This window comes from Vannielia sp. SX4 (assembly GCF_052828525.1).
This window is the reverse complement of record NZ_CM128247.1, coordinates 3,614,018-3,637,676: the sequence shown is the minus strand read 5'-3', so window position 1 is coordinate 3,637,676 and position 23,659 is coordinate 3,614,018. Positions and strand designations below refer to the sequence as shown.

The following is a 23,659-nucleotide window of genomic DNA, read 5'->3' as shown; positions in this document are numbered from 1 at the left end:
CACTCCCGCCGCCACACCGCCCCGCAAGCCCGGCGCATCCGCTTGCCCGGTGCCGCAGCGCGGCATAGGCAGGGGCGTCCAGGTCAGCATGGCAGGATATGCCCGAGAAACTCTCCATCATCGTTGTCGAGGCCGATCGTGAGCGGGCGCTCCTGATCGTCGACAGCCTGCGCGAAGCGGGCGACTTCGACGTGGCGGTGATCTCCGAGGTCACAGGCCTCTCGCGCCGGATCTCCGAGATGAACCCCGATGTCGTGCTCATCGACATCAGCTCGCCCTCCCGCGACATGCTGGAAGAACTCGCGCTGGCCTCCGGCCCGATGGACCGCCCCGTGGCGCTCTTCGTCGACCACGACGATGCCGGGCTGACCCGCTCGGCCATCGAGGCGGGCGTCTCGGCCTATGTCGTTGACGGGCTGCGCCCCGACCGGATCAAACCGATCATGGATGCCGCCATCGCGCGCTTCCACATGTTCAGCCAGATGCGCGCCGAACTGAAGGCGACCCGGCAGGCGCTGGAGGAACGCAAGATCATCGACCGCGCCAAGGGCTTGCTGATGAAGGCCAAGGGGCTCGACGAAGACGAGGCCTATGCGCTGCTGCGCAAGGCCGCGATGGATCAGGGCGTCAAGCTGGCCGATGTGGCCCAGAGCCTCGTGACCGCGGCAGGGCTGCTCTCGTGAGTGCGCCGCTCTCCGCCGGTTTCATCCCGCTTGTCGATGCCGCCCCGCTGGTGATCGCCCGCGAGATCGGCTTTGCCGAGGAGGAGGGGCTGGCGCTCGATCTGCGCCCCGCCGCCTCATGGGCCACCCTGCGCGACATGGTGTCCCACGGGCAGGTCGAGGCGGCGCATATGCTGGCGCCCATGCCGGTGGCTTCCGCGCTCGGCCTTGGCGGGGCAGGGGTGCGGCTCGATGTGCTGCAAGTGCTCTCTGTCAACGGCAACGCAATCGGCGTCTCCACCGCGCTGGCCGAGGTCATGCGCGCCGCCGGTCACAGCTTCGACTTTGCCGACGCCGCTGCCGCCGGGCGCGCGCTGCTGGCCGCCCGGCCAGAGGGGCTGCGCATCGGCGTGCCCTTCCCCTTCTCCGGCCATGCCGAATTGCTCTACCACTGGCTCGGCGCACTCGGCTTTGCCGTGCCGCAGGCGCTCTCGGTCCACACCGTGCCGCCACCGCTGATGGCCGATGCGCTGGCCGCCGGCGAGGTCGACGCCTTCTGCGTCGGCGCGCCCTGGGGCACGCTGGCGGTGGAGAGCGGGGCAGGGGAGCTGCTGCTGCCCGGCACGGCGATCCGCCGCTTCGCGCCCGAAAAGGTGCTCGCCGTCCGCCACGACTGGGCCGATGCCGAGCCCGAGCTGACCGGCCGCCTGATGCGGGCGATCTGGCGCGCGAACCGCTGGCTCGGTCAGCCGCAGAACCGCACCACCGCCTCCGAGATTCTCGCCCGCAGCGCCTATCTCGATACCCCTGCCGAGCTGATCGAACGGGCGCTCTCGGGCCGCCTCATCGTGAGCCAGAAGGGCGATATGCGCACCGTGCCGCGCTATCTCGAATTCTTCGAAGGCGCTGCCACCTTCCCGTGGCGCTCCACAGGGGCCCTCATCGCCGACCGCATCGCCGCCCGCACCGGGCTCGACAGGCCCGCCGCTCAGGCCGAGGGCCGCCGCGTCTTCCGCTCCGACCTCTACCGCCACCACCTCGCCCGGACGACCGCCGACATGCCCGGCGCCTCCGAACGGCTCGAGGGCGCACTGGCCGAGGACACCCCCGTCGCCTCCCCCTCGGGCCGCCTGACTCTTGCGGCTGATTCCTTCTTCGATGGCTTCATTTTTGATCCGCAGCGAAAAACCTGATCAGTTTTTGTGCAGTTTCCCGGCGCTCGCCCCTAAGTTGCCGCAGCGCAGCAGGCAAATCGCCCCCCACGCTTGACCCACGCCGCCCCGCCCGGCATTTCATGATCCCAGATGAGGCAAGGGCGTCTCGTCGAACCGAATTCACCCACGAAGATGCGGGTAAACCCGAGCACAGCCGCTCGACCCATTGCGCCAGAAAAGCGCGATGCTGGTCAGCGGCTTTTTTGTTTTTGGGCGTTCGCAAACGCCCCCAACCTAAGGGACGACCACATGAAAACCCTCTTCGGAATCGTTGCCACAACGGCGACCCTTCTGACCGGAACGGCGATGGCCCAGTCGCTGGAGCTGGAAAAGGACGAACTGACCTTCGGCTTCATCAAGCTGACAGACATGGCCCCCCTCGCCGTTGCCTATGAGCAGGGCTACTTCCTCGACGAAGGGCTCTTCGTCACGCTGGAGGCCCAGGCCAACTGGAAAGTGCTGCTCGACGGCGTGATCGACGGCCAGCTCGACGGCGCGCACATGCTCGCCGGTCAGCCGCTCGCCGCCACCATCGGCTTCGGCACCGAGGCCCACATCATCACCCCCTTCTCGATGGATCTGAACGGCAACGGTATCACCGTTTCCAACGAGGTCTGGGAGGCGATGAAGCCGAACATCCCCACCGGCGATGATGGCAAACCGGTCCACCCGATCTCCGCCTCCGCGATGGCGCCGGTGGTCGAACAGTACAAATCCGAGGGCAAGCCCTTCAACATGGGCATGGTCTTCCCGGTCTCCACCCACAACTACGAGCTGCGCTACTGGCTCGCCGCCGGTGGCCTGCATCCGGGCTTCTACAGCCCCGAGAACATCTCCGGCCAGATCGCGGCCGATGTGCTGCTCTCCGTGACCCCTCCGCCGCAGATGCCTGCCACCCTCGAGGCCGGCACCATCTATGGCTACTGCGTGGGTGAGCCGTGGAACCAGCAGGCCGTGTTCAAGGGCATCGGCGTGCCGGTGATCACCGACTACGAGTTGTGGAAGAACAACCCCGAGAAGGTCTTCGGCATCACCGCCGAGTTCGCCGAGCAGTATCCCAACACCACCAAGGCCGTGGTGAAGGCGCTGATCCGCGCCGCCATCTGGCTCGACGAGAACGACAACGCCAACCGCATGGAGGCGGTCGAGATCCTCGCCAAGCCCGAATACGTGGGTGCCGATGCCGAGGTGATCGCCAACTCCATGACCGGCACCTTCGAGTATGAAAAGGGTGATGTGCGCGAAGTCCCCGACTTCAACGTGTTCTTCCGCTACAACGCGACCTACCCGTTCTACTCCGATGCGATCTGGTACCTGACCCAGATGCGCCGCTGGGGCCAGATCCCCGAGGCCAAGTCGGACGAGTGGTATGCCGAGACCGCGGCCTCCGTCTATCGCCCCGACATCTACCTCGAGGCCGCCCGCCTGCTGGTCGATGAAGGGCTCGCCAACGAGGCCGACTTCCCCTGGGACAGCGACGGCTACAAGGAACCCACCCCGGCGGCCGACATCATCGACGGCATCCCCTACGACGGGAAGGCCCCCAACGCCTACCTCGACAGCCTGCCCATCGGCCTGAAGGGCGCGCAGATCATCGTCGGTACCGAGGTGCAGGGCTGATGCTCCGGGTGGCGGGAGACGCGCGCGCCGAAGCGCGACGCCCCTCCCGCCATCCCGCAACGCCGCACGTCCCCGCCCGCCGGGTGCGTGCGATCCGTTCACAACCGAGCCGCAGGGCAGATTGCGTATGCATCGGTTGTGCATGGGATGTGCATCAGATGTGCATCAGCAAATTCTAAGGTTAATCGGCCGCAACGGCGTGGCCTCAGCAAAAACGCACAGAGTTGAAAGTCCTGAAATGACCGCCATAGACCCTCAGTCGCTGAACGACGCCGCCGCCGCCAAGGAGGCGCGAAAGGCGCGTCTGTTCACCCGTATCAACAAGGCCGACAAGTGGTTTTCCGTGCTCGGCCTCGCCTGGATCACCCCTGTCCTGAAGGCCGCCGCCGGTGACAATCCGAAGGCCCAAGGCAAGGAAATCTGGCGCCTCCTCGGCGTGCCCGTGCTCGCCATCGTCGGCTTCCTGCTGCTCTGGGGCACCCTCGCCCCCAAGGTCCAAACCTCCCTCGGCGCCGTCCCCGGCCCGGTGCAGGTCTGGGGCGAGGCGGTGAACCTGCATGAGGACGCCGTCGCCAAGGCCGCTAAGAAGGCCAAGTTCGAGGAGATGGTCGCCGCCCGCAACGAGAAGCTGATCGCCGCAGGCAAGGAAGACCAAGTGAAAACCGTGGCTTACACCGGGGCGCCCAGCTTCTACGAGCAGATCTGGACCTCGATCAAAACCGTGTTTTTCGGCTTCCTGATCGGCTCCGCCGTGGCCATTCCGCTGGGCATTCTCGCGGGCCTCTCGCCCTACGCCAACGCCGCCATCAACCCGCTGATCCAGATCTTCAAGCCGGTCTCCCCACTGGCCTGGCTGCCCATCGTCACGATGGTCGTCTCGGCGCTCTCCACCGGCGACGGGCTCTTCCCGAAGAGCTTCACCATCTCGGCCATCACCGTGACCCTCTGCTCGCTCTGGCCCACCCTGATCAACACCGCGCTCGGCGTCGCTTCGATCGACAAGGATCTCGTTAACGTTTCCAAGGTATTGAAGATGAACACCTGGACCAAGATCACCAAGCTGGTTCTGCCCTCTGCCCTGCCGCTCATCTTCACCGGCCTGAGGCTCTCGCTCGGTGTCGGCTGGATGGTGCTGATCGCCGCCGAAATGCTGGCGCAGAACCCGGGCCTAGGCAAGTTCGTCTGGGATGAATTCCAGAACGGCTCTTCCAGCTCGCTCGCCAAGATCATGGTCGCCGTGCTGACCATCGGGATCATCGGCTTCCTGCTGGACCGGGTGATGTATGCCCTCCAGTCGCTCTTCACCTTCTCCAACCAGCGGTGATCGGCATGGGTATCCTGAATTTTGATAATGTTTCCGTGGGCTTCGGTGAGGGCATCCACCGCACCGAAGTTCTCAAGAACATCACGCTCGACGTGGAAGAGGGCGAGTTTCTGGTGCTGCTGGGCTTCTCCGGCACTGGCAAGACCACCCTCATCAACCTCATGGCCGGGCTGCAAAAACCCTCCAAGGGGAGCGTGACGTTCAAGGGCAAGCCGGTCACCGGCCCCGGGCCCGAGCGCGGCGTCATCTTCCAGAACTACTCGCTGATGCCGTGGCTGACCGTGGCGGGCAATGTGGGGCTGGCGGTCGACACTGTCTTCCCCGGCCTGCCCAAGGCGGAGAAGGAGGCCAAGGTCGCCCACTACGTGCAGATGGTGGGCCTGAGCCACGCCGCCAGCCGCCGCCCGGCCGAGCTGTCCGGCGGTATGCGCCAGCGTGTCAACGTGGCCCGCGCTCTGGCGATGAACCCTGAAGTTCTGCTCCTGGATGAACCCCTTAGCGCGCTCGATGCGCTCACCCGCGCCAACCTTGCCGACGAGATCGAGGGCATTTGGAGCACCGACAAGAAGACCTGCGTGCTCATCACCAATGATGTGGACGAGGCCATCGTTCTGGCCGACCGGATCATCGCCCTCAACCCCGATGGCAGCCTTGGCGAGGAGTTCCGGGTGGATATACCGCGCCCCCGCGAGCGCGGCGAGATGAACCATCACGAGGGCTTCAAGGCCCTCCGCGCCCGCGTCACCAACTACCTGATGGACGCCGGTATCGAAGCTCAGGCCGAGGGCGCCACCCAGCTGCCCGACATCCAGCCCATCCACAACCTGCCCAAGGCGCAGGCCGCCGCGCAGGAAGGGCTGAAAGACCTGAACTTCCTGCAGTTCGACGAGCTCCACAAGATCTACCCCACACCGAAGGGGCCGTTAACGGTTGTTGAAGACTTCAACCTCAAAATGAACAAGGGCGAGTTCATTTCGCTCATCGGCCACTCGGGCTGCGGCAAGTCCACCGTGCTCACCATGGTCGCGGGTCTGAACGAGATTTCGAAAGGCTCGATCAAGCTCGATGGCTTCCACGTGCGCGAGGCCGATCCGGAGCGCGCGGTGGTATTTCAGGCGCCCTCGCTCTTTCCGTGGCTCACCGCGCGCGAAAACTGCGCCATCGGGGTCGACAAGGTCTACCCCAAGGCCAGCCAGGCCGAGCGGCAGGATGTGGTCGACTATTACCTCGAGCGCGTCGGCCTCGGCGACGCGATGGACAAGCCCGCGTCCGAAATGTCCAACGGCATGAAGCAGCGTGTCGGCATTGCCCGCGCCTTTTCGCTCTCTCCCAAACTGCTCCTGCTCGATGAGCCCTTCGGCATGCTCGACAGCCTCACCCGCTGGGAGCTGCAGGAGGTGCTGATGGAGGTCTGGCAGCGCACCAAGGTCACCGCAATCTGCGTGACCCACGATGTCGACGAGGCGATCCTGCTGGCCGACCGCGTGGTGATGATGACCAACGGCCCGCAAGCGACCATCGGCAAGATCGTCGATGTCGATCTGCCCCGCCCGCGCAGCCGCAAGGCCCTGCTCGAGCACCCCGATTATTACCTCTACCGCGAGCAAGTGCTTAATTTCCTTGAGGAATACGAGCACGGCAAGCAGGGCAAATCGGAGGCCGGGAAGGCCGATACCAAGAACAAGGAAGCCGCGTGAGCGCCATGGCCGCTCAGCTCAAGGTGATACCGGGCGGACGCAGCAGCCCGATGCAGCAAAAGGGAGACGACATCATGGATGTCGCAGTCGACACACCGGTCAAAACCTTCATTCAGGTGGCCGAAATCTGGGTGCCCGAGGGCGAAACCCTCGTGCATGGCGGGGGCAGCTACGGCGAGCTTGCCGCCTTCGAGGAGGCCTCCCGCCGGGAGAGCTTTGCCAAGGGCGAGGGTCTGCCCGGCAAGGCCTGGGCCGAGGCGCGGCCCGTGGTGCTCAAGGGCTTCGACGGCAGCTATTTCAAGCGCACCGAGGTGGCCACCGAGGCCGGGCTCACAAGCGCCGTCGCCGTGCCGGTCTTCGCCGGAAAGACCCTGAAGGCCGTGCTCGTGGTGCTCTGCGGCGATGACGAAAACCGCACCGGCGCCATCGAGGTCTGGAAAGAGGCCGAGGGCCTGCTGATGCTGGACGATGGCTACTACGGGGCCGCCAAGCACTTCGAGTGGGTCAGCCAGCACACGCATTTTCCGGCGGGGCAGGGGCTGCCCGGCGGGGTCTGGGCCTCCGAAACGCCGATCCTGATGCGCGATCTGGGCTCCGGCTACCGCTTCATCCGGGCCGACAGTGCGGGCAAGGCCGGGCTGACCACGGGCCTCGGCGTGCCGATCCCGGTGCCCGGCGCCGCGCCCTATGTGCTCACCCTGCTTTCCGCCCGTGGGACCCCCATCGCCCGCCGTTTCGAACTGTGGGATGCCCGTGCCGCCAAGGTCGGCAAGTCCGGCGGGGCGGCGCTGGTCGATGGCATCTGCGCCCGCGAAGGCGCGCTTTGGGACCCGGAGAATGCTGGCAAGGAGCGCCGCGCGGAGGCCTGGCAGGGCAGCATCGGCAAGGTGCTCGGCTCCGGGCTTCCGGTGGTCGAAAGCGGCAAGCCCGGCCTCGCTGCAGGCTACGGCTCGATGGTCGCCCTGCCGCTCTACCACGGCACAGAGCTGTCCCACATCGTCGCCTGGTACGTGTGAGGCCTGCCATGAACCAATTTGTCTTCGACCTCTTCGTCCTTCCGCAACCCGCACCCGCCCCTGTGCGCGTGGCCCGCGTAACCCCCTGTAAAGGAGGCCTGAAATGACCGAGAAACTCGTTGTGATCGGCGCGGGCATGGCCTCGGGCCGGATGCTCGAAAACCTATTCGAGCTGGCGCCCGACGCCTTTGATGTAACCCTCTTCAACGCCGAGCCGCGCGGCAACTACAACCGCATCATGCTCTCCCCCGTTCTGTCGGGCGAAAAGAGCTATGAGGAGATCGTGACCCACGACGCGGCATGGTATGAGCGCCACGGCGTGACCTGCCGCTTCGGTGAGCGGGTCACCGCGATTGACCGCGAGCGCAAGGTCGTGATCGCCCCGAACGGCGAGGTGCCCTACGACAAGCTCGTGCTCGGCACGGGCTCCTCCGCCTTCATCATCCCTTGCCCGGGCCATGACCTGCCCGGCGTGGTCGCCTTCCGCGATTTGGAGGACACCACCGCCATGCTGGAGGCCTCCGGCGCCCCCGGCTCCAAGGCCGTGGTCATCGGCGGCGGCCTACTCGGCCTCGAGGCTGCTGCGGCCCTGCGCCTGCGCGGCATGGAGGTCACGGTGCTGCACCTCGCAGGCCACCTGATGGAACGCCAGCTTGATGAGAGCGCAGGCTACCTGCTGCAAAAAGACCTTGAGAAACGGGGCATCACCGTGCTCACCCGCGCCTCGACCAAGGCGATCCAGGGGGAGGGCAAGGTCGAGAAGGTGGTGCTGGAAGATGGCACCGTGCTGGAGGCCGATATCGTCGTCATGGCCGTGGGCATCCGTCCCGCCGTCTCGGTCGCTGCCGAGGCCGGGCTGGAGATGGGCCGCGCCGTGAAGGTCGACGCCCAGATGCGCACCTCCGACCCTTCGATCTTTGCCGTGGGCGAATGCGTGGAGTTCGAGGGCAATCTCTTCGGCCTCGTCGCGCCGCTCTACGACCAAGCCAAGGTGCTCGCCAAGACCCTGACTGGTGAGGCCGACAGTTTCACCCCCAAGGAGCTTTCCACCAAGTTGAAGGTGACGGGCTGCGATCTCTTTTCCGCAGGCGACTTTGCCGAGGGCGAGGGCCGTGAAGACATCGTCTTCCGCGACCCGGCGCGCGGAATCTACAAGCGCCTCGTCATCGAGGGCGACAAGCTCGTCGGCGCTGTGATGTATGGCGACACCGCCGACAGTAACTGGTTCTTCGGCCTCATCAAGGACGGCACGGATGTGGAGGAGATGCGCGAGACGCTGATATTCGGCCCCTCCTTTCAGGGAGGTGCCGCCGTGGACCCTATGGCGGCCGTTGCAGCCTTACCGGCTGACGCAGAAATCTGCGGCTGCAACGGCGTATGCAAGGGCCAGATCGTTGCGGCGATCGAGGGCGGGGCAAGCAGCCTCGCTGACATCAAATCCACCACCAAGGCCAGCGCCTCCTGCGGCACCTGCACGGGCCTGGTCGAGCAGGTCATGGCCGTCACGCTGGGCGACGGCTTCGAGATTCCGGCGGCGCAGAACGTCTGCGGCTGCACCGATCTCTCTCATGAAGACGTGCGCCGGCTGATCAAGGCGAAAGAACTAAAAAGCCAGCCTGCTGTCTGGCAGGAGCTGGGGTGGACAACGCCGAACGGCTGCCACGTCTGCCGCCCGGCGATCAACTTCTACCTGCTGGCCGACTGGCCGCTCGACTATCAGGACGATCCTCAGAGCCGTTTTGTGAACGAGCGCAACCACGCCAACATCCAGAAGGATGGCACTTATTCCGTGATGCCCCGCATGTGGGGCGGGATGACCGACGCGAATGAGCTGCGTGCCATCGCGGATGCCGCCGACAAATATGGCGCGGCGGTGAAAGTGACCGGCGGCCAGCGGATCGACCTGCTGGGCGTGAAGAAAGAGGATCTGCCGGGCATCTGGTACGACCTCAATGAGGCCGGCATGGTCTCGGGTCACGCCTATTCTAAAGGCCTGCGGACTGTCAAAACCTGCGTCGGCTCCGACTGGTGCCGCTTCGGTACGCAAGACAGCACAGGCCTTGGCATCAAGCTCGAAAAGAAGCTCTGGGGCTCGTGGACGCCGCATAAAGTTAAACTCGCCGTCTCCGGCTGCCCCCGCAACTGCGCCGAGGCGACCTGCAAGGACGTGGGCATCATCTGCGTGGACAGCGGCTATCAGGTCGGCGTCGGGGGTGCCGCGGGTATGGACGTCAAGGAAACCGAGCGCCTCGTGGACGTGAAGACGGAGGAAGACGCCATCGAGTGGACTACCGCCTTCATCCAGCTCTACCGCGAACACGCCAAGTATCTCGACCGGCCCTACAAGTGGGTCGCCAAGGTGGGCCTCGACTGGGTCAAGGAAACCCTAGCCGACCCCGCCGAACGCACCGCCTTGAACGAGCGCTTCGAAATCTCGCAATCGGTCTACCGCAAGGACCCGTGGGCAGATCACGCCCGTCCCGAAAAGGCGAAGAGCTTCCAGCTTGTCGCCGATCTCACCCAGGAGGCCGCCGAATGAGCTGGATCGACATCTGCGCCGTCACCGAGATTGCCGAACGCGGTGCGCGTATCGTGAAAACCGAGGTCGGCTGTATCGCGGTGTTCCGCACCGGGCCGGAAGAGGTGTTTGCCGCCTCCAACACCTGCCCCCACAAGGGCGGCCCGCTGTCTGAGGGCATCGTGCATGGCCGCAAGGTGACCTGCCCGCTGCACAACTGGGTGTTCTCGCTCGAAACCGGAGAGGCCCAGGGCGCCGACGAGGGCCGCATTGCCACCTACCCGGTGCGGATCGAGGCGGGCCGCGTGTTGCTCGACGCCGAAGCCGTCGCCGCCGCACGGAGCGCCGCGTAGTGTCCGCCCCCATCTGCACCACCTGCCCCTATTGCGGCGTGGGTTGCGGCGTGCTGGCCACGCCCGACGGGGCAGGGGGCCTCAGTGTGACCGGTGACAAAAGCCACCCCGCCAATCTCGGGCGACTCTGTTCCAAGGGCTCCGCGCTGGGTGAGACGGTGGGGCTGGAGGGCCGCCTTCTGGCACCCCGGATCAATGGCAAAGAGGCGGGCTGGGACGACGCAACGGCAGAAGTCGCCCGCCGCTTCTTAGAGACCATCGCACAGCACGGGCCGGATAGCGTGGCCTTCTACGTCTCCGGCCAGCTGCTGACCGAGGATTACTACGTCGCCAACAAGCTGATGAAAGGCTTCATCGGCTCGGCGAACATCGACACCAACTCCCGCCTCTGCATGGCCAGCTCCGTCGCCGGCCACAAGCGGGCCTTCGGCACCGATACCGTGCCCGGCACCTACGAAGACCTCGAAGAGGCCGACCTCGTGGTGCTCACCGGCTCCAACCTCGCATGGTGCCACCCGGTGCTTTATCAGCGCATCGTCGCCGCCAAATCCGCGCGCCCCTCGATGCAGATCGTGGTCATCGACCCCCGCCGCACCGCCACCTGTGATGCCGCCGACCTGCACCTGCCGCTGGCCGCTGGCAGCGATGTGGCTCTGTTCAATGGCCTGCTGCGCCGCATTCGCGACATGGGCGCGACCGATGAGGCCTTCGTCCGGAGCCATGTCGACGGTTTCGATGACGCTATCGCCGCCGCGTCCTCCCAGACCAGCGAAGCCACCAGCCTGCCGGATGATCTGCTGACCCGGTTCTACGACCTCTGGCTGCGCACCGAGAAGGTCGTCACCGTCTACTCCCAAGGTGTGAACCAGTCGTCGCAGGGGACCGACAAGGTCAACGCCATCCTCAACTGCCACCTCGCCACCGGCCGCATCGGCAAGCCCGGCATGGGGCCGTTCTCTGTCACCGGCCAGCCTAACGCCATGGGCGGGCGCGAGGTTGGCGGGCTGGCCAACATGCTTGCCTGCCACCTCGATATCGAGAATGCCGCGCACCGCATGGCCGTGCGGGAGTTCTGGCAGGCGCCCCGGATGCCAGAGGCGCAGGGTCTCAAGGCAGTCGACATGTTCGACGCGGTCGAGCGCGGCCAGATCAAGGCGCTCTGGATCATGGCCACCAACCCCGCTGTCTCGATGCCCGAGGCCGACCGTGTCCGCGCCGCGATTGCCGGGTGCGACTTCGTGGTGGTCTCCGACATCACCGCCGAGACCGACACCGCCCGCCTCGCCCACGTGCTGCTTCCGGCGACAGGCTGGGGCGAGAAGGACGGCACCGTCACCAATTCCGAGCGCCGGATCAGCCGCCAGCGCGCCGTACTGCCCGCACCGGGGCAGGCGAAGCACGACTGGCAGATTATCGCCGAGGTCGCCTCCGCGATGGGCTGGCGCAGCGCGTTCGACTACTCCTCCCCCGCCGAGATCTTCCGCGAATATGCCACGCTCTCGGGCATCGCCGCCGCCATGGGCAAGGACTTCGATATCTCCGGCCTCGCCGGGATTTCCGATGCGGATTACGCCGCCCTCGCGCCCGTGCAATGGCCGGTGAGCGGTAGCCGCAGCGGCGGGCGGTTCTTTGGCGATGGCAAGTTCTTCACCCCGGACGGGCGGGGGCGGATGCTGCCTGTCCACAACGCGGCCCCCGTGGCGGCGACCGACCGGCGCTACCCCTTCCGGCTCAACACGGGCCGCGTGCGCGACCATTGGCATACGATGACCCGCACCGGAAAATCCCCGCGCCTCAGCCAGCACATGGCCGAGCCCTACGTGGAGGTCCATCCCGACGACGCCTCTCGCCTCGGCCTGCGCCCCGCTGGCATCGCCGACATCGAAAGCCGCACCGGCCGCGCCCTCGCCCGGGTGATCGTGACCGAGCGGGTGCGCCCCGGCGAGGTCTTCGTGCCGATGCACTGGACGGGGGAAACCGCCTCGCTCGGGCGGGCCGATGCGCTGGTTGCCTCGGTCACCGATCCGGTCTCCGGCCAGCCCGACAGCAAGGGCGCGGTGGTGGGCATCGCGCCCTATGCCGCCAACTGGTTCGGCTTTGCCGTCTCCACCCGCAAGCCCCGCCCCGACGCTCCCTATTGGGCGCTCGCACGGGCGCGCGGCGGCTGGCGGCTGGAGCTGGCGGGGGCGGAGGCCCCGGAGAGCTGGGAGGTATGGGGCCGCACGGTTTTCGGCCTCGGGCCCGATGCCGAGGCGATGTTGGTGAGTGACAGGGCACGCGGCGGCGCGCGGCTGGCGTTCATGGAAGGGGGCCGCTTGCAGGCCGCTCTCTTCATTGCTGCCGAGCCTGTCGCCGCCTCACGCAGCTTCATGGCCGGTCAGCTGGGCGCGGCGCCTGCGCCCGCCCACCTCTCCGGTCAGCCGGGGCAGGACATGCCCGATCCGGGCGCCGTAGTCTGCGCTTGTTTCGACGTGGGGGTGAACACCATCCTCGCGGCCATCGAGAGCCAGCAGCTTGCCTCCGTCGAGGCCATTGGCGCGGCGCTACAGGCCGGCACAAACTGCGGCTCCTGCCGCCCAGAACTTGCCGCGCTGCTCGCCTCTGCCACCCGCCGGGAGGCCGCCGAATGAGCCTAGCGCGCTATGTCCGTATCCTTGGCCGCGGCCCCGGTCGCTCCCGCTCGCTCACGCAGGACGAGGCTCGCGAGGCGATGGCGCTCATCCTCTCCGGCGAGGCCGCGCCCGAAGCCGTAGGGGCGCTGCTGATGCTCATGCGCTTCCGCGGCGAGACGGCAGGCGAGGTGGCGGGTTTCGTCGAAGCCGCCCGCGCAACGCTCCCCGCTTGGCCCGCCGCCGCCCCCGCGCTCGACTGGCCCAGCTACGCCGCTGGCCGCACCCGCGGCCTGCCGTGGTTTCTGCTCTCTGCCCGCCTCGTGGCGCAGGCCGGTGCGCCGGTGTTGCTCCATGGCTGGAACTCGCATCAGAAGGCCGCCGCCTCAGTTCGGGCCGCGTTGCCCGCTGCCGGGATCGCGCAGGCTGGCTCAATGGAAGAGGCCGCCGATCTCATCGACCGCGATGGTATCGCTTACCTACCGCTCGAGGCTTTCGCCCCACGCCTGCTCGAACTGCTCCGCCTGCGCGATGTGCTTGGCCTCCGTTCCGCTATCAACACCGTCCTCCGCGTACTCAACCCATCAGTGGCGCCCGCTGCCGTGCAGGGGGTCTTTCACCCGCCCTACCGCGAGCTGCAGGCCGACGCCTGCGACCTGCTCGGCCAGCCCGCCATGACCGTGCTGAAGGGCGGCGGCGGCGAGTTCGAGCGGCATCCGTCCAAGGACATCGCCCTCTACGGCACTCGGGGCGGCAGCCGCTGGGAGGCCTCCGCCCCTGCGTTGGAAGATGACCACCGCCGTCTCGCCGACGAAAGCCCCGACCCGGCAGACCTCGCCCGCCTCTGGTCCGGCGAACTGACCGACCCCTTCGCCACCGCCATCGTGCTCGGCACCGCCGAGCTGGCGCTCGAAACATGCGGCCTCGCCCCGAGCCTTGTGCAAGAGGCTTGGGCCACCCGCCACACCGCCCGCGCAGCCTGAGGAGCATTCGATGAAAACCTTCCCCATGTTCCTCCGCATGACCGGCCGCACCGTGGTGATCGCGGGCGGCGGCGAGCAGGCTGCGCAGAAGGCCCGGCTGGTGCTGAAGACCGAGGCCAGAATTGTACTGCTGGCAGACACGCTGGACGATGAACTCGAGACTCTTGTCGCCGATGGCCGCGCAACCCACTGCACCGAAGCGCCCACCGCCAGCCACTTCGCCGATGCCGCACTCGCCTTTATCGCCACCGGCTGCCCGGCGCGGGATGCGGCCATCGCAGCGCTGGCACAGGCGGTGGGCTGCACGACAAACGTGGTCGATCAGCCCGACCTCTGCGATGCCTACACTCCCTCCATCGTCGACCGTGACCCGCTGGTGGTTGCCATCGGCACCGAGGGCGCGGCCCCTGTGCTGGCCCGGCAGGTAAAAACCAAGATCGAAACCATGCTCGAACCCCGCCTCGGCGACTTCACCGCCATGGCGGGCCGGATGCGCGAGGCCGTGGCCCGCCGGGTTCCAAAGCCCGCCCGCCGCGCTTTCTGGCGCTGGGCCTTCTCCGATGCCCCCCGCCGCCTGCACGCCGCGGGCGCCGAGCGCGACGCTGCCAAAGCCCTGAAGGATGCTATCGCCCAAGGCGGCGCACCCGGCACCGTCACCGAGGGTCTCATCTCCCTCGTCGGTGCCGGCCCCGGCGCGCGAGACCTGCTCACCCTCCGCGCAGTGCAGCGGCTGCAAGAGGCCGATGTCATCTTCTATGACCGGCTGGTCGACCCGGACGTGCTTGAACTCGCCCGCCGGGACGCCGAGCGCATCTTCGTCGGCAAGGAGGTCGGGGCCTCGTCTTGGCCGCAACACAAGATCGACGCGGTAATCGTGGCCGCCGCCCGCAAGGGCCAGCGGGTGGTGCGGCTCAAGTCGGGCGATCCCGGCATCTTCGGCCGTGCGACCGAAGAGCTTGCCGCCGCCCGCGATCATGGCATCGCCGTCGAGATCGTGCCCGGCGTCACCGCTGCCTCCGGCTCCGCCGCCGCCCGTGGCCGCTCGCTTACCGAGCGCGGGGAAACCGACCGGGTGATCTTTGCCACCGGCACCTGCCGCGCGGGGGACAGCGCCCCTGACTGGGGCGCCCTCTGCACCCCCGGCACCACGCTGGCGCTCTACATGGGCGTGGCCAAGGCCGCAGAGATAGAGGCGAACCTGCTGGCCGCCGGTGTGCCCTCTAGCGCCGAGGTCGAGATCACCTGCTCCGCCTCCACGCCCGCCGAGCGGCACCTTGCCTGCACCCTTTCGGACCTTGCCAAGACCGTCGCTTCCGAAGAGGTCAGCAACCCCGCGATCATTCTCGTGCGACACTCCAAACTGCGCACCGAGGTCATTGCGCCCACGCAACCGCCGCTCTCTCTCGTGGCCACGGCCTGACCCGCCAACTGCACAAGTTTTTGGCAGGCGGCCCCCGGCGTCCACTCAACGCCCGCCCCGAGCGCCCCCATTCCTTGAACCGTGCAGGGCATTGATGCTTTACCTCGGAGAATGACCACAGGCCAAACCCGCCCGATGAAACAGCCCACGCCTTCCGTGAAATCCCGCACCGCCAGCCTGCTCGAGCAGATTTACCCCGAGCATGATTGCGAGGCGCTGGCCCACCAGATCCACGAGGCCTTCTGGCCCGAAGGCTCGCACGTGCGGTCTCGGGCGCGGGTGGCAGGCAACAACCTGTGGAGCGAGGCGGACACCCTCGTCATCACCTATGCCAACAGCCTCGTCGACGGGAACCACAAGCCGCTCGACCTGCTGCGCGACTTTCTCACCCACTACCTGCAAGGGGTGATCTCGGGCGTCCATATTCTGCCCTTCTTCCCCTTCACCTCCGACGATGGTTTTGCCGTTGTCGACTATCGCGCGGTGAACCCGCAAGTGGGCGACTGGCCCGACATCAACCGCATCGCGGAAGAGTTCAAACTGATGTCGGACCTCGTGCTCAACCACGTGTCGAGCTTTTCCAAGTGGTTCCACGACTATCTGCAGGGCCATGAGCCCTACGACAAGTTCTTCTTCGAGGCGCAGCCGACCGACGACCTGAGCCAGGTCGTTCGCCCCCGCACCTCCTCGCTGCTGCGCGAGGTGCAAACGCCCTCCGGCCCCAAGCATGTCTGGTGCACCTTCAGCCACGATCAGGTCGATCTGAACTTCGCCAACCCCGAGGTGCTGCTGGAGTTTCTGCGGGTCATGCGGGTGCATATCGACAACGGCATCCGGGTGATCCGGCTCGATGCGGTGGCCTTCATCTGGAAGGAGATCGGCACCTCCTGCATCCACCTGCCGCAGACCCACGCGATCGTCCGGCTGATGCGGCTGCTGTTCGACTATGCCACCGAGCCAGTGGTGCTGCTGACCGAAACCAACGTGCCCAATGCCGAAAACCTCAGCTACTTCGGCAACCGCAACGAGGCGCATGCGATCTACAATTTCTCGCTGCCTCCCTTGGTGCTGCACGCGCTGCTGACCGGCTCAAGCCGGGCGCTAAACCAATGGCTCATGGCCATGCCCCCCGCCCAGCTCGGCTGCGCCTACCTCAACTTCACCGCCTCCCACGACGGCATTGGCATGCGCCCAGCAGAGGGTCTGCTCTCGGAGGAGGATATCGAAAAGGTCATCACCGCGGTCAAGGTCCACGGTGGGTTGCTTTCGATGCGCTCGCTGCCCGGCGGGGGCGAAAAGCCCTATGAGCTGAACATCACCTATTTCGAGGCGCTAAAAGGCACCGTGAAGGGACCGGACGCGCATCAGATCATGCGGTTCCTCTGCTCGCAGACCATCGTGCTCTCGCTGGAGGGCATTCCGGCCTTCTACATCCATTCGCTGCTGGCCACGCCGAACGATCACGAGGGGGTGGAGAAGACCGGGGTGAACCGGGCAATCAACCGGCACCGCTGGAACTACCCCGAGCTGCGCGCGGCGCTGGATGATCCGGAAACCGTGCACGCGCAGGTGCTGACCCGCCTCAAGCGGCGCATCGCCATCCGCACCCGCCAGCCCGCCTTCCACCCCAATGCCACGCAATTCACCTTGCAACTGGGCGATGGGATCTTTGGCGTCTGGCGGCAAAGCCTCGACCGGTCGCAGTCGATCTTCGCGCTGCACAACTTGACCGATGAAACCATCACCCTGCCGGTGATGTCGATCAACCTGATCGGCGGGGAAGATTGGGTGGACTTGCTGGCCGATGAGGCTGTGGACGCCTCGCAGGGCGAGATCGAATTGGCGCCCTATCAGTGCCGGTGGATCACCAACCGGCACTGAGCCGGGCGTCAGGCCATGCGGGCCAACGTCGTGTCGCGGGCGATCAGCCTGTGGTAGCCCACGGCCATGGCGATATGGCCGAGGATCACCAGCAGCAAAAGCCATCCCATCTCGCCGTGCCACTCGGCAGGGAGTTGCATCCACATCACCTCGGCGGCCCGTGGCGGCACAACCTGAAACCCGAGGTAGCTCAGCCCCCGGTCGCTGCCCGCGGCGGCCAGAATGCGAACGCCGGGCACGAGGATCATCAGCCCGTAGAGCACCGCGTGCCCGAGCCGCGCGGCCTGCCCCAGAGCGCCGCCATGCGCGGGCCGTTTCGCCAGGTTGGCCAAGCCCCAGATCCCGCGCAGCAGCACGAGCAGGAAGAGGGTGAATCCAAGGTCGGTGTGGTAGGACCAGAGCGCATCGCGCAAGGCATTCCCGCGTTCCAGCCCCCAATGAGCAAGGGCAGAGGCGAATTGGGCAAGGAACATCAGGGCCATGCCCCAGTGGAGTGCGCGCGAAACGGCGCCGTAGCGTTGCGGTGAATCGATAAGGTCGGACACTGGTTTGCCTTTCGGGTAACTGCGGATGCCGCGCAATGGGCTTGAAGGTCAAACGACCGGTGGCGCCCGATCTGTCGTAAGGAATTCCGCAGTCTGCGGCGGGGGCTTGGCCGGGCAGGCCGTTGAATAGCCACAACCGAGCAAGGCTTGCCGGGTTCCGGCAGGCCGCCATGCGGCCGGCGCATGGCCCGTTTCAGCCGAACTCGGCGTTGTCCTCGCGGATTGCAGCCGACATGTCGCGCATCAGGTCGGGATCGGCCGAATGGACCCGGCTCCAGTTGGGGATGAAGGGTGTTTCCATCGGGTTCTCGAGGAAGATATGCCCCGCTTCCACGATGTTGGAGGCGAAGAGCTCCACCGTTGTCTCTTCCTTGTGGCGGTCTACCGAGAGGCCGTTCATCCAAGCATCATGCGCGTAGGTCTCGATCATATCTAGCGCGGTGCGGTAGTAGGTGGCCTTCAGCGAGCGGAACATGTTGGGCGTGAAGACCGTACCATCGGCGGCGAGCTTGCGGTAGAGCGCCTTGCAGATATCAATCGACATGCGCGAGAGGCCCTTGGTCTTGTCGTCTTCGCTCACCGGCTGGTGCTTGTGGTCGTAACGGTCGGAGATTTCGGCCTGGCACACCGCTTTGGGGCTCAGGTTGCGCCATGCCTCGGAGAGCACGCCAATCTCCAGCCCCCAGTCTGAGGGGATGCGCATATCGGGCAGGATGCCGGTGCGCATGGCGAACTCACCCGCGAGCGGGTAGCGGAAGCCGCGCAGGTAATCGAGGTAGTCGTGATCGCCGATCACCTTCTTCAGTGCCACCAGCATCGGGCTGACCAGCAGCCGCGACACCCGGCCATTCAGCTTGCCGTCCGCGATGCGCGGGTAGAACCCCTTGCAGAGCTGGTAGGGGAAGTTCGGATTGGCGACCGGATAGACCAATCGCGCCAGCATATCGGTGTTGTAAGTCAGGATATCGCAGTCGTGCAGGGCAATAACGGCGGAGTCCGCCTGCGCCAGCGCGTAGCCCATGCAGAACCACACGTTGCGCCCCTTGCCCGGCTCCTGCGGCGAGAGGTTGAGCGCCTTGAGCCGCTCGTCGATGGCGGTGAGCCGGGGGCCGTCGTTCCACAGCACGGCGTGTTCCTGCGGGAGCCGCGAGAAGAAGGCCTTGGCGGCGCGGTATTGCCCCTCGTCGGCCCGGTCGAGGCCGATGATGATGCGGCTGATAAAGCGCACCTTCGACAGCTCGTCGAGGATCGCGGGCAGGGCGTCGCCTTCGAGTTCGGAGAAGAGCGAGGGCAGGATCAGCACGATCTTGCGGGTGGCGGCGATGGTTTCCAGCTCGCGGGCCATGGCCGCTGGGTCGAGGGTGCGCAGGTTGTGCAGGGTTGCGACGCTTCCGCTCTGGTGAAAATCGGCCAAATCTCTGTTCCTTGTGTCAGCTCCGCCGCGCGGCGGATGTCATCTCTTCAATGGTTTGCAGAACGGCTTCGTTCCACCCCCGCGGGCCGGGCGCGCGCGTGCGCCTGATCTGCCCGGTGGATTCGCCCGCCAGTGTAGCAATCCCGGCGCCATCCGGGTTGGTCACGATGACGCCGGTATCCGCGGCCTCCAGCATGCCGATGTCGTTAGGCGCATCACCGAGGGCCAGAACATGGGCGCCGGGCGCGAGGCGTGCGGCGATCTGGTGCATCCGGTCTGCCTTGTCGGCACCGAAGGACAGGGTCAGGTAGCGCCCGCCCTGCCGTGCGGTCACACCGTGTTTGGCCAGTGCGGCGATGAAAGCCTCGCGCCCGGCCTCATCCCCGCGCCAGAGCCCCGGCTCCGAGAAGGCGCGCTGAGCAGCAAGCCGCGCTTGTGGCAAAGGCAGCCCGGTTTCCTGCGCCACGCCCTCCGGCCCCCAATCGGTGAACCCCTCGTATAGGGCGCGCAGCTCGGCGGGCAGGGAGGCGAGCACCTCGAGCAGCGCAGCGTGGCGGCTTTCGCCCTCCGGTGCTTCCCCCGGCCAGACAACCCCGGCCCCGTTTTCGACCATGAGTGCGGCGGGGCGGCAGGGGAGTTGCTCCGCAAGCTCCTGCATTTCGGCGGCGGTCTTGCTGCTTGCGAGCACCAATGGGAGGTTTCTTGCCGAGAGCGTCTCCAGTGCCTGCTGCGCTGCGGAAAAACTGTAGTCGTGGTGGTCCAGCAGCGTGCCATCGAGATCGGTGAACACGATCAAATCAGGGCGCAAGTTCTCAGTTTCTTTGAACATCTGTGTTCAGCCTAGCGGGTTTGCTGGGGCATGACCACAGGCCTTGCGCATGACTTCGCTTCGCAGTTGCCGCACCTGAAACCCCACCTTACGCTGCGTTGCAGCGCAGGCGGCGCTTGGGCAATCATGGCTGGCAGTTTACACTGCAATGCGTTTCCGGGTGATCCGGGGGTATCGATGATGCGTCGGGGCGGGGGCCCTAACGTTAGCTTAAACAAGCAATGCGACAGTTGACGACACGTGTGCGAGCGGAGTTGGAAATGAAGTTTCTGTCCATAGCCATCCTGCTGTGTTTCGGGTTCGGAACCGCAGGCCTCGTGGCGCACCTCTGGCAACCGCATTGGGCGTGGCTGGTGGCGGCCTACGTGGTTGGTAGCTGGATTGGCCTTGCGGTGATGTGGCTCGTCTACATGCTGCCGCCCCTCCAGCAACAGCCGATCACCCAAGCCCAGCAGTCCAAGGCCGTGAAAACCGGCTCCTGATCGTCCCTGTTTGGCCTTGCCCCCGGAGGACCGAGCACTAGGCTTCCGCACAACGGAATGAGACAGGGACAGATATCCAATGGAAATGAAGAAGCTCGGCAAGAGCGACCTCGTGGTGCCGGTGTGGTGCCTCGGCACGATGACCTTCGGCAACCAGACCCCGGAGGCCGAAGGCCATGCCCAGATCGACGCGGCGCTGGAGGCCGGGCTGAACTTTCTCGACACCGCCGAGATGTATCCGGTCAACCCGGTGCGGGCCGAGACGGTCGGGCGCACCGAGGAGATCATCGGCAACTGGGTGGGCAAGTCGGGTCGGCGCGGAGATGTGCTGATCGCCACCAAAATCGTCGGCCCCAGCAAGCTGGCGCGGGACGAGCGCGGGATCACGGCTGAAACCCTGCGCGAGGCGGTCGACAGTTCGCTCCGCAGGTTGCAGACCGATGTGATCGATCTCTACCAGCTGCACTGGCCGCAGCGTGGCTCCTACCACTTCCGCCAGCACTGGGGCTTTGCGCCCGAAAAGCAGGACCGCGCGGCAACCCGCGCCAACATGGAAGAGGTGATGGCCGAGATGGGCCGCATTCAGGCCGCGGGCAAGGTGCGCCACTTCGGCACCTCCAACGAGAGCGCATGGGGCATGACCCGCTGGAACCAGCTCGCCGCAGACACCGGCGGCCCGCGCATGGAAACCGTGCAGAACGAATACAGCCTGCTGTGCCGGATGTACGATACCGACATGGCCGAGATGTCGCATCAGGAAGAGGTCTCGCTGCTGTCTTACTCGCCGCTGGCCGCTGGGCTGCTGACCGGCAAGTACGCCGGCGGCGCGCGGCCCGAGGGCAGCCGAGCCTCGATCAACGGCGACCTTGGCGGGCGGATCACCCCCCGCGCCGAGGCAGCGACCGACGCCTATGTAGCCCTCGCGGCCAAGCATGGGGTGGACCCGGTGCATATGGCGCTGGCTTGGGCGGCGGAGCGGCCCTTTATGGGGTCGGTGATCTTTGGCGCGACGACCATGCCGCAGCTTCAGCACATCCTTGACGGCATGGACGTGACCCTCACCGATGAACTGCGTGAAGGCATCGCTGGAACCTACAGGGCGCACCCGCTTCCCTACTAGGCATCACATTGCTGTCAGCCCTCAATATCTAGCGGTTCCGGCTGGACTTTTCGCGCATATCTGGCAGTCTCCCGGCGAGTTCAGGGAGGCTCCCAGTGGCAGGTAAAGCGTGGATCGTAGGTTTGGGGCTGGCAGCTTGCTTGGCACTTTCGGCCTGCGTTCTGCCCGGGAGCAAAGCCGCCGAACCGCTTGCCACGGCAGCCGAAGCCGGTCCGGACGACCCGCGCCCGAAGGCACGCCCCGGCGGCGAAGCCGCGCCAAAGCCTGACGGCGCGTCCGGCCCCTCGGCGAATGCCGCGCTGGAGCCGCCCGCAGCTGCCCGCACCCCGGATGCCGACGACGACCTGCTGCCCCAAGCCGCAGAACCCGAGGCCACGCCGGAGGACGAGACACCGGCCCCGACCCTGCCCGACAAGATCTTTCAGGCTCCCGAGCCGCCCCCCGTGCCCGCCGCGCTGACGGGGCAGGCCGCGCAATGCACCAAGGCCAAAGGCAACTTCGTGCGGCGCGGCGAGGGCGGCACCTTCGTCTGCGTCAAACCCACGCGCGATGCCAACAAGCGCTGCGATGACAGCTCCGATTGCGATGGCCTCTGCTTTGCCAAATCCCGCACCTGCGCCCCGGTCAGCCCGCTCTTTGGCTGCTACGATGCGCTGGAGAATGGCCGGGTGGTGAACATATGCACCGAGTGATCCTTGCGGCCCTGCTGCTCGCCGCCTGCACCCCGGCCCCTGCGCCGCGTGCCTATCGCGACACCTCCGCCCCGATCAGCTCCATCGCCCTCTTCGACGCCGCCCGCCTCGCGGGCGAATGGCGCGAGGTCGCCTCATTCCGCGAAAACGGCGCCTGCCTGATCTGCCGCGCCCGCTTTGCGCCCGGCGCGGAAGGAGTGGAGATGGAGAGCGGGGCAGGGCGCGCCCGGCTGGTGCCGGCAGGGCCAGGGCGGTTGAAGCCGGAAGGGCTCAAAGGCGCTGCGGCAGAGCCGTGGTGGGTGCTCTGGGTGGATGCAGACTATCGGACATTGGTGATCGGCACGCCCTCGGGCGAGTTCGGTGCGGTCCTCGACAGGGGTCAGATCGGGCCGGACCGGATGAAGGCCGCCCGCGAGATCCTCGGTTGGGCAGGATATGACGTGGCCCGGCTGAAGCCCGCCGGGTCGTAACGGGACTGCTTCAGCCGAACGGGTCTTCCGGGTAATCCACCGCCCGTAGGTAAAGCCCGTAGGGCGGGCAGACCGGGCCACAGGCCGCGCGATCCCGCGCCTCCAGTGCTGTTTTCACATCCTCCGGCGCCCATGCTCCGGCCCCGACCCGCTCCAGCGTGCCGACGAAGCTGCGGACCTGATTGTGCAAAAAGCTGCGGGCGGAGATGTGAAAGCGAAACTCCCTCCCGCCGGGGTAGTCCAGCTCTTCGATCTCCAGCCGGTCCAGCGACTTCACCGGTGACTTCGCCTGACATTCCGAGGCCCGGAAGGTGGTAAAATCATGCTGACCGAGCAGATGGGTGGCGCCCGCCTGCATGGTCTTCAGCGACAGCGGCTGCATCACGCGCCAGGCCAGCCCGGCATCATGGGTCAGCGGTGCCCGGCGCACCACGAGCCGGAACAGGTAATGCCGGGCCTGCGCCGAGAAGCGTGCGTGCCAATCCTCCGGCACAGCGGTGCAGGCCACCACGGAAACTGGATCGGGCTTGAGGTGAAAATTCAGCGCCTCCGACAGGCGGAACGGATCCCACTCCTTTGCCATGTCGCAATGCGCCACCTGACCCAGCCCGTGCACGCCGGTATCGGTGCGCCCGGCGGCGGCGATGGTGTGCGGGCCCGGCTCCAGCCGCGCCAGTGCCGCTTCAACTGCTCCCTGCACCGAGGGCAGCTCGGCCTGGCGTTGCCAGCCGTTGAACGGCGCGCCGTTGTACTCGATTTTCAGGGCGTAGCGGGGCATTTCAGGTGCTTACGGCGCGGCGGCGCCGGGCG

20 protein-coding genes are annotated in these 23,659 nt (G+C 66.5%); 16 read left to right on the top strand and 4 right to left on the bottom strand.

The genetic code is table 11. The features are described from left to right. Positions 1-98 precede the first annotated feature (98 nt). The 12 genes from ACUXVX_RS17875 (at position 99) to ACUXVX_RS17820 (ending at position 17,297) form a co-directional block, all read left to right on the top strand. Complete coding sequence (locus ACUXVX_RS17875; protein ID WP_222468296.1) at positions 99-683, top strand: ANTAR domain-containing response regulator; 585 nt, start codon at positions 99-101, stop codon at positions 681-683. After that, a complete protein-coding gene (locus ACUXVX_RS17870; RefSeq protein ID WP_222468297.1) occupies positions 680-1,855 on the top strand; it encodes a CmpA/NrtA family ABC transporter substrate-binding protein in 1,176 nt (391 codons plus the stop codon). The genes ACUXVX_RS17875 and ACUXVX_RS17870 overlap by 4 nt, the downstream gene beginning before the upstream one ends. A gap of 270 nt (positions 1,856-2,125) precedes the next feature. Next, complete coding sequence (locus tag ACUXVX_RS17865; protein ID WP_446309371.1) at positions 2,126-3,496, top strand: CmpA/NrtA family ABC transporter substrate-binding protein; 1,371 nt, start codon at positions 2,126-2,128, stop codon at positions 3,494-3,496. A gap of 238 nt (positions 3,497-3,734) precedes the next feature. Next, positions 3,735-4,820, top strand: coding sequence for an ABC transporter permease (locus ACUXVX_RS17860; RefSeq protein WP_446309370.1), 1,086 nt, complete (start codon positions 3,735-3,737; stop codon positions 4,818-4,820). Between the two features lie 5 nt (positions 4,821-4,825). Then, positions 4,826-6,517, top strand: coding sequence for an ABC transporter ATP-binding protein (locus tag ACUXVX_RS17855; RefSeq protein WP_222468300.1), 1,692 nt, complete (start codon positions 4,826-4,828; stop codon positions 6,515-6,517). Between the two features lie 74 nt (positions 6,518-6,591). Then, positions 6,592-7,533, top strand: coding sequence for a GAF domain-containing protein (locus ACUXVX_RS17850; RefSeq protein ID WP_222468301.1), 942 nt, complete (start codon positions 6,592-6,594; stop codon positions 7,531-7,533). A 103-nt stretch (positions 7,534-7,636) separates the two neighbouring features. After that, positions 7,637-10,072: a nitrite reductase large subunit NirB gene (nirB, locus tag ACUXVX_RS17845; RefSeq protein WP_446309369.1), complete on the top strand. Its 2,436-nt coding sequence runs from the start codon at positions 7,637-7,639 to the stop codon at positions 10,070-10,072. Further along, positions 10,069-10,404, top strand: coding sequence for a nitrite reductase small subunit NirD (nirD, locus tag ACUXVX_RS17840; RefSeq protein WP_222494817.1), 336 nt, complete (start codon positions 10,069-10,071; stop codon positions 10,402-10,404). The genes nirB and nirD overlap by 4 nt, the downstream gene beginning before the upstream one ends. Then, entirely contained in the window at positions 10,404-13,034 is a 2,631-nt protein-coding gene (locus ACUXVX_RS17835; RefSeq protein ID WP_446309368.1) for a molybdopterin-dependent oxidoreductase, read from the top strand. Before nirD ends, ACUXVX_RS17835 begins: the two co-directional genes overlap by 1 nt. After that, positions 13,031-13,996 (top strand): glycosyl transferase family protein, encoded by a 966-nt coding sequence (locus tag ACUXVX_RS17830; protein WP_446309367.1) that lies wholly within the window; start codon positions 13,031-13,033, stop codon positions 13,994-13,996. The genes ACUXVX_RS17835 and ACUXVX_RS17830 overlap by 4 nt, the downstream gene beginning before the upstream one ends. A 10-nt stretch (positions 13,997-14,006) precedes the next feature. Further along, positions 14,007-15,416 carry a siroheme synthase CysG gene (gene cysG / locus ACUXVX_RS17825; protein WP_446309366.1) on the top strand — a complete coding sequence of 470 codons (1,410 nt, stop codon included), beginning with the start codon at positions 14,007-14,009 and terminating at the stop codon, positions 15,414-15,416. Between the two features lie 111 nt (positions 15,417-15,527). After that, a complete protein-coding gene (locus tag ACUXVX_RS17820) occupies positions 15,528-17,297 on the top strand; it encodes a sugar phosphorylase (protein WP_446309365.1) in 1,770 nt (589 codons plus the stop codon). A gap of 8 nt (positions 17,298-17,305) precedes the next feature. Here the strand turns inward: ACUXVX_RS17820 and ACUXVX_RS17815 are convergent, their stop codons facing one another. The 3 genes from ACUXVX_RS17815 to ACUXVX_RS17805 form a co-directional block, all read right to left on the bottom strand. Further along, entirely contained in the window at positions 17,306-17,842 is a 537-nt protein-coding gene (locus ACUXVX_RS17815) for a cytochrome b (protein ID WP_446309364.1), read from the bottom strand. 193 nt (positions 17,843-18,035) lie between these two features. Then, positions 18,036-19,256, bottom strand: coding sequence for a glycosyl transferase (locus ACUXVX_RS17810; protein WP_222468307.1), 1,221 nt, complete (start codon positions 19,254-19,256; stop codon positions 18,036-18,038). 16 nt (positions 19,257-19,272) lie between these two features. Beyond that, the gene (locus ACUXVX_RS17805; RefSeq protein WP_446309363.1) at positions 19,273-20,085 is read right to left on the bottom strand and encodes an HAD-IIB family hydrolase; all 813 of its coding nucleotides are present in this window, start codon (positions 20,083-20,085) and stop codon (positions 19,273-19,275) included. Positions 20,086-20,345: 260 nt separating this feature from the next. Between ACUXVX_RS17805 and ACUXVX_RS17800 the strand changes: the two genes are divergently transcribed. From ACUXVX_RS17800 to ACUXVX_RS17785, 4 genes are all read left to right on the top strand, one after another. Further along, a complete protein-coding gene (locus ACUXVX_RS17800; RefSeq protein WP_222494809.1) occupies positions 20,346-20,567 on the top strand; it encodes a hypothetical protein in 222 nt (73 codons plus the stop codon). Between the two features lie 79 nt (positions 20,568-20,646). Then, positions 20,647-21,687, top strand: coding sequence for an aldo/keto reductase (locus ACUXVX_RS17795; RefSeq protein ID WP_446309362.1), 1,041 nt, complete (start codon positions 20,647-20,649; stop codon positions 21,685-21,687). 95 nt (positions 21,688-21,782) lie between these two features. Beyond that, positions 21,783-22,379 carry a hypothetical protein gene (locus ACUXVX_RS17790; protein ID WP_446309361.1) on the top strand — a complete coding sequence of 199 codons (597 nt, stop codon included), beginning with the start codon at positions 21,783-21,785 and terminating at the stop codon, positions 22,377-22,379. Further along, the gene (locus ACUXVX_RS17785; protein ID WP_446309360.1) at positions 22,367-22,849 is read left to right on the top strand and encodes a lipocalin family protein; all 483 of its coding nucleotides are present in this window, start codon (positions 22,367-22,369) and stop codon (positions 22,847-22,849) included. Before ACUXVX_RS17790 ends, ACUXVX_RS17785 begins: the two co-directional genes overlap by 13 nt. Positions 22,850-22,859: 10 nt before the next feature. Here the strand turns inward: ACUXVX_RS17785 and truA are convergent, their stop codons facing one another. Further along, positions 22,860-23,627, bottom strand: coding sequence for a tRNA pseudouridine(38-40) synthase TruA (truA, locus tag ACUXVX_RS17780; RefSeq protein ID WP_446309359.1), 768 nt, complete (start codon positions 23,625-23,627; stop codon positions 22,860-22,862). Positions 23,628-23,659: the final 32 nt, after the last annotated feature.

What these genes read in the sequence shown, in the direction of transcription:
- ACUXVX_RS17860 (WP_446309370.1), top strand. Translation starts at nt 3,735, where the DNA reads ATGACCGCCATAGACCCTCAGTCGCTGAACGACGCCGCCGCCGCCAAG.
- nirB (WP_446309369.1), top strand. Translation starts at nt 7,637, where the DNA reads ATGACCGAGAAACTCGTTGTGATCGGCGCGGGCATGGCCTCGGGCCGG.
- ACUXVX_RS17785 (WP_446309360.1), top strand. Translation starts at nt 22,367, where the DNA reads ATGCACCGAGTGATCCTTGCGGCCCTGCTGCTCGCCGCCTGCACCCCG.
- cysG (WP_446309366.1), top strand. Translation starts at nt 14,007, where the DNA reads ATGAAAACCTTCCCCATGTTCCTCCGCATGACCGGCCGCACCGTGGTG.
- truA (WP_446309359.1), bottom strand. Translation starts at nt 23,627, where the DNA reads ATGCCCCGCTACGCCCTGAAAATCGAGTACAACGGCGCGCCGTTCAAC.
- ACUXVX_RS17830 (WP_446309367.1), top strand. Translation starts at nt 13,031, where the DNA reads ATGAGCCTAGCGCGCTATGTCCGTATCCTTGGCCGCGGCCCCGGTCGC.
- ACUXVX_RS17850 (WP_222468301.1), top strand. Translation starts at nt 6,592, where the DNA reads ATGGATGTCGCAGTCGACACACCGGTCAAAACCTTCATTCAGGTGGCC.
- ACUXVX_RS17855 (WP_222468300.1), top strand. Translation starts at nt 4,826, where the DNA reads ATGGGTATCCTGAATTTTGATAATGTTTCCGTGGGCTTCGGTGAGGGC.
- ACUXVX_RS17875 (WP_222468296.1), top strand. Translation starts at nt 99, where the DNA reads ATGCCCGAGAAACTCTCCATCATCGTTGTCGAGGCCGATCGTGAGCGG.
- ACUXVX_RS17820 (WP_446309365.1), top strand. Translation starts at nt 15,528, where the DNA reads ATGACCACAGGCCAAACCCGCCCGATGAAACAGCCCACGCCTTCCGTG.
- nirD (WP_222494817.1), top strand. Translation starts at nt 10,069, where the DNA reads ATGAGCTGGATCGACATCTGCGCCGTCACCGAGATTGCCGAACGCGGT.
- ACUXVX_RS17805 (WP_446309363.1), bottom strand. Translation starts at nt 20,085, where the DNA reads ATGTTCAAAGAAACTGAGAACTTGCGCCCTGATTTGATCGTGTTCACC.
- ACUXVX_RS17865 (WP_446309371.1), top strand. Translation starts at nt 2,126, where the DNA reads ATGAAAACCCTCTTCGGAATCGTTGCCACAACGGCGACCCTTCTGACC.
- ACUXVX_RS17800 (WP_222494809.1), top strand. Translation starts at nt 20,346, where the DNA reads ATGAAGTTTCTGTCCATAGCCATCCTGCTGTGTTTCGGGTTCGGAACC.
- ACUXVX_RS17795 (WP_446309362.1), top strand. Translation starts at nt 20,647, where the DNA reads ATGGAAATGAAGAAGCTCGGCAAGAGCGACCTCGTGGTGCCGGTGTGG.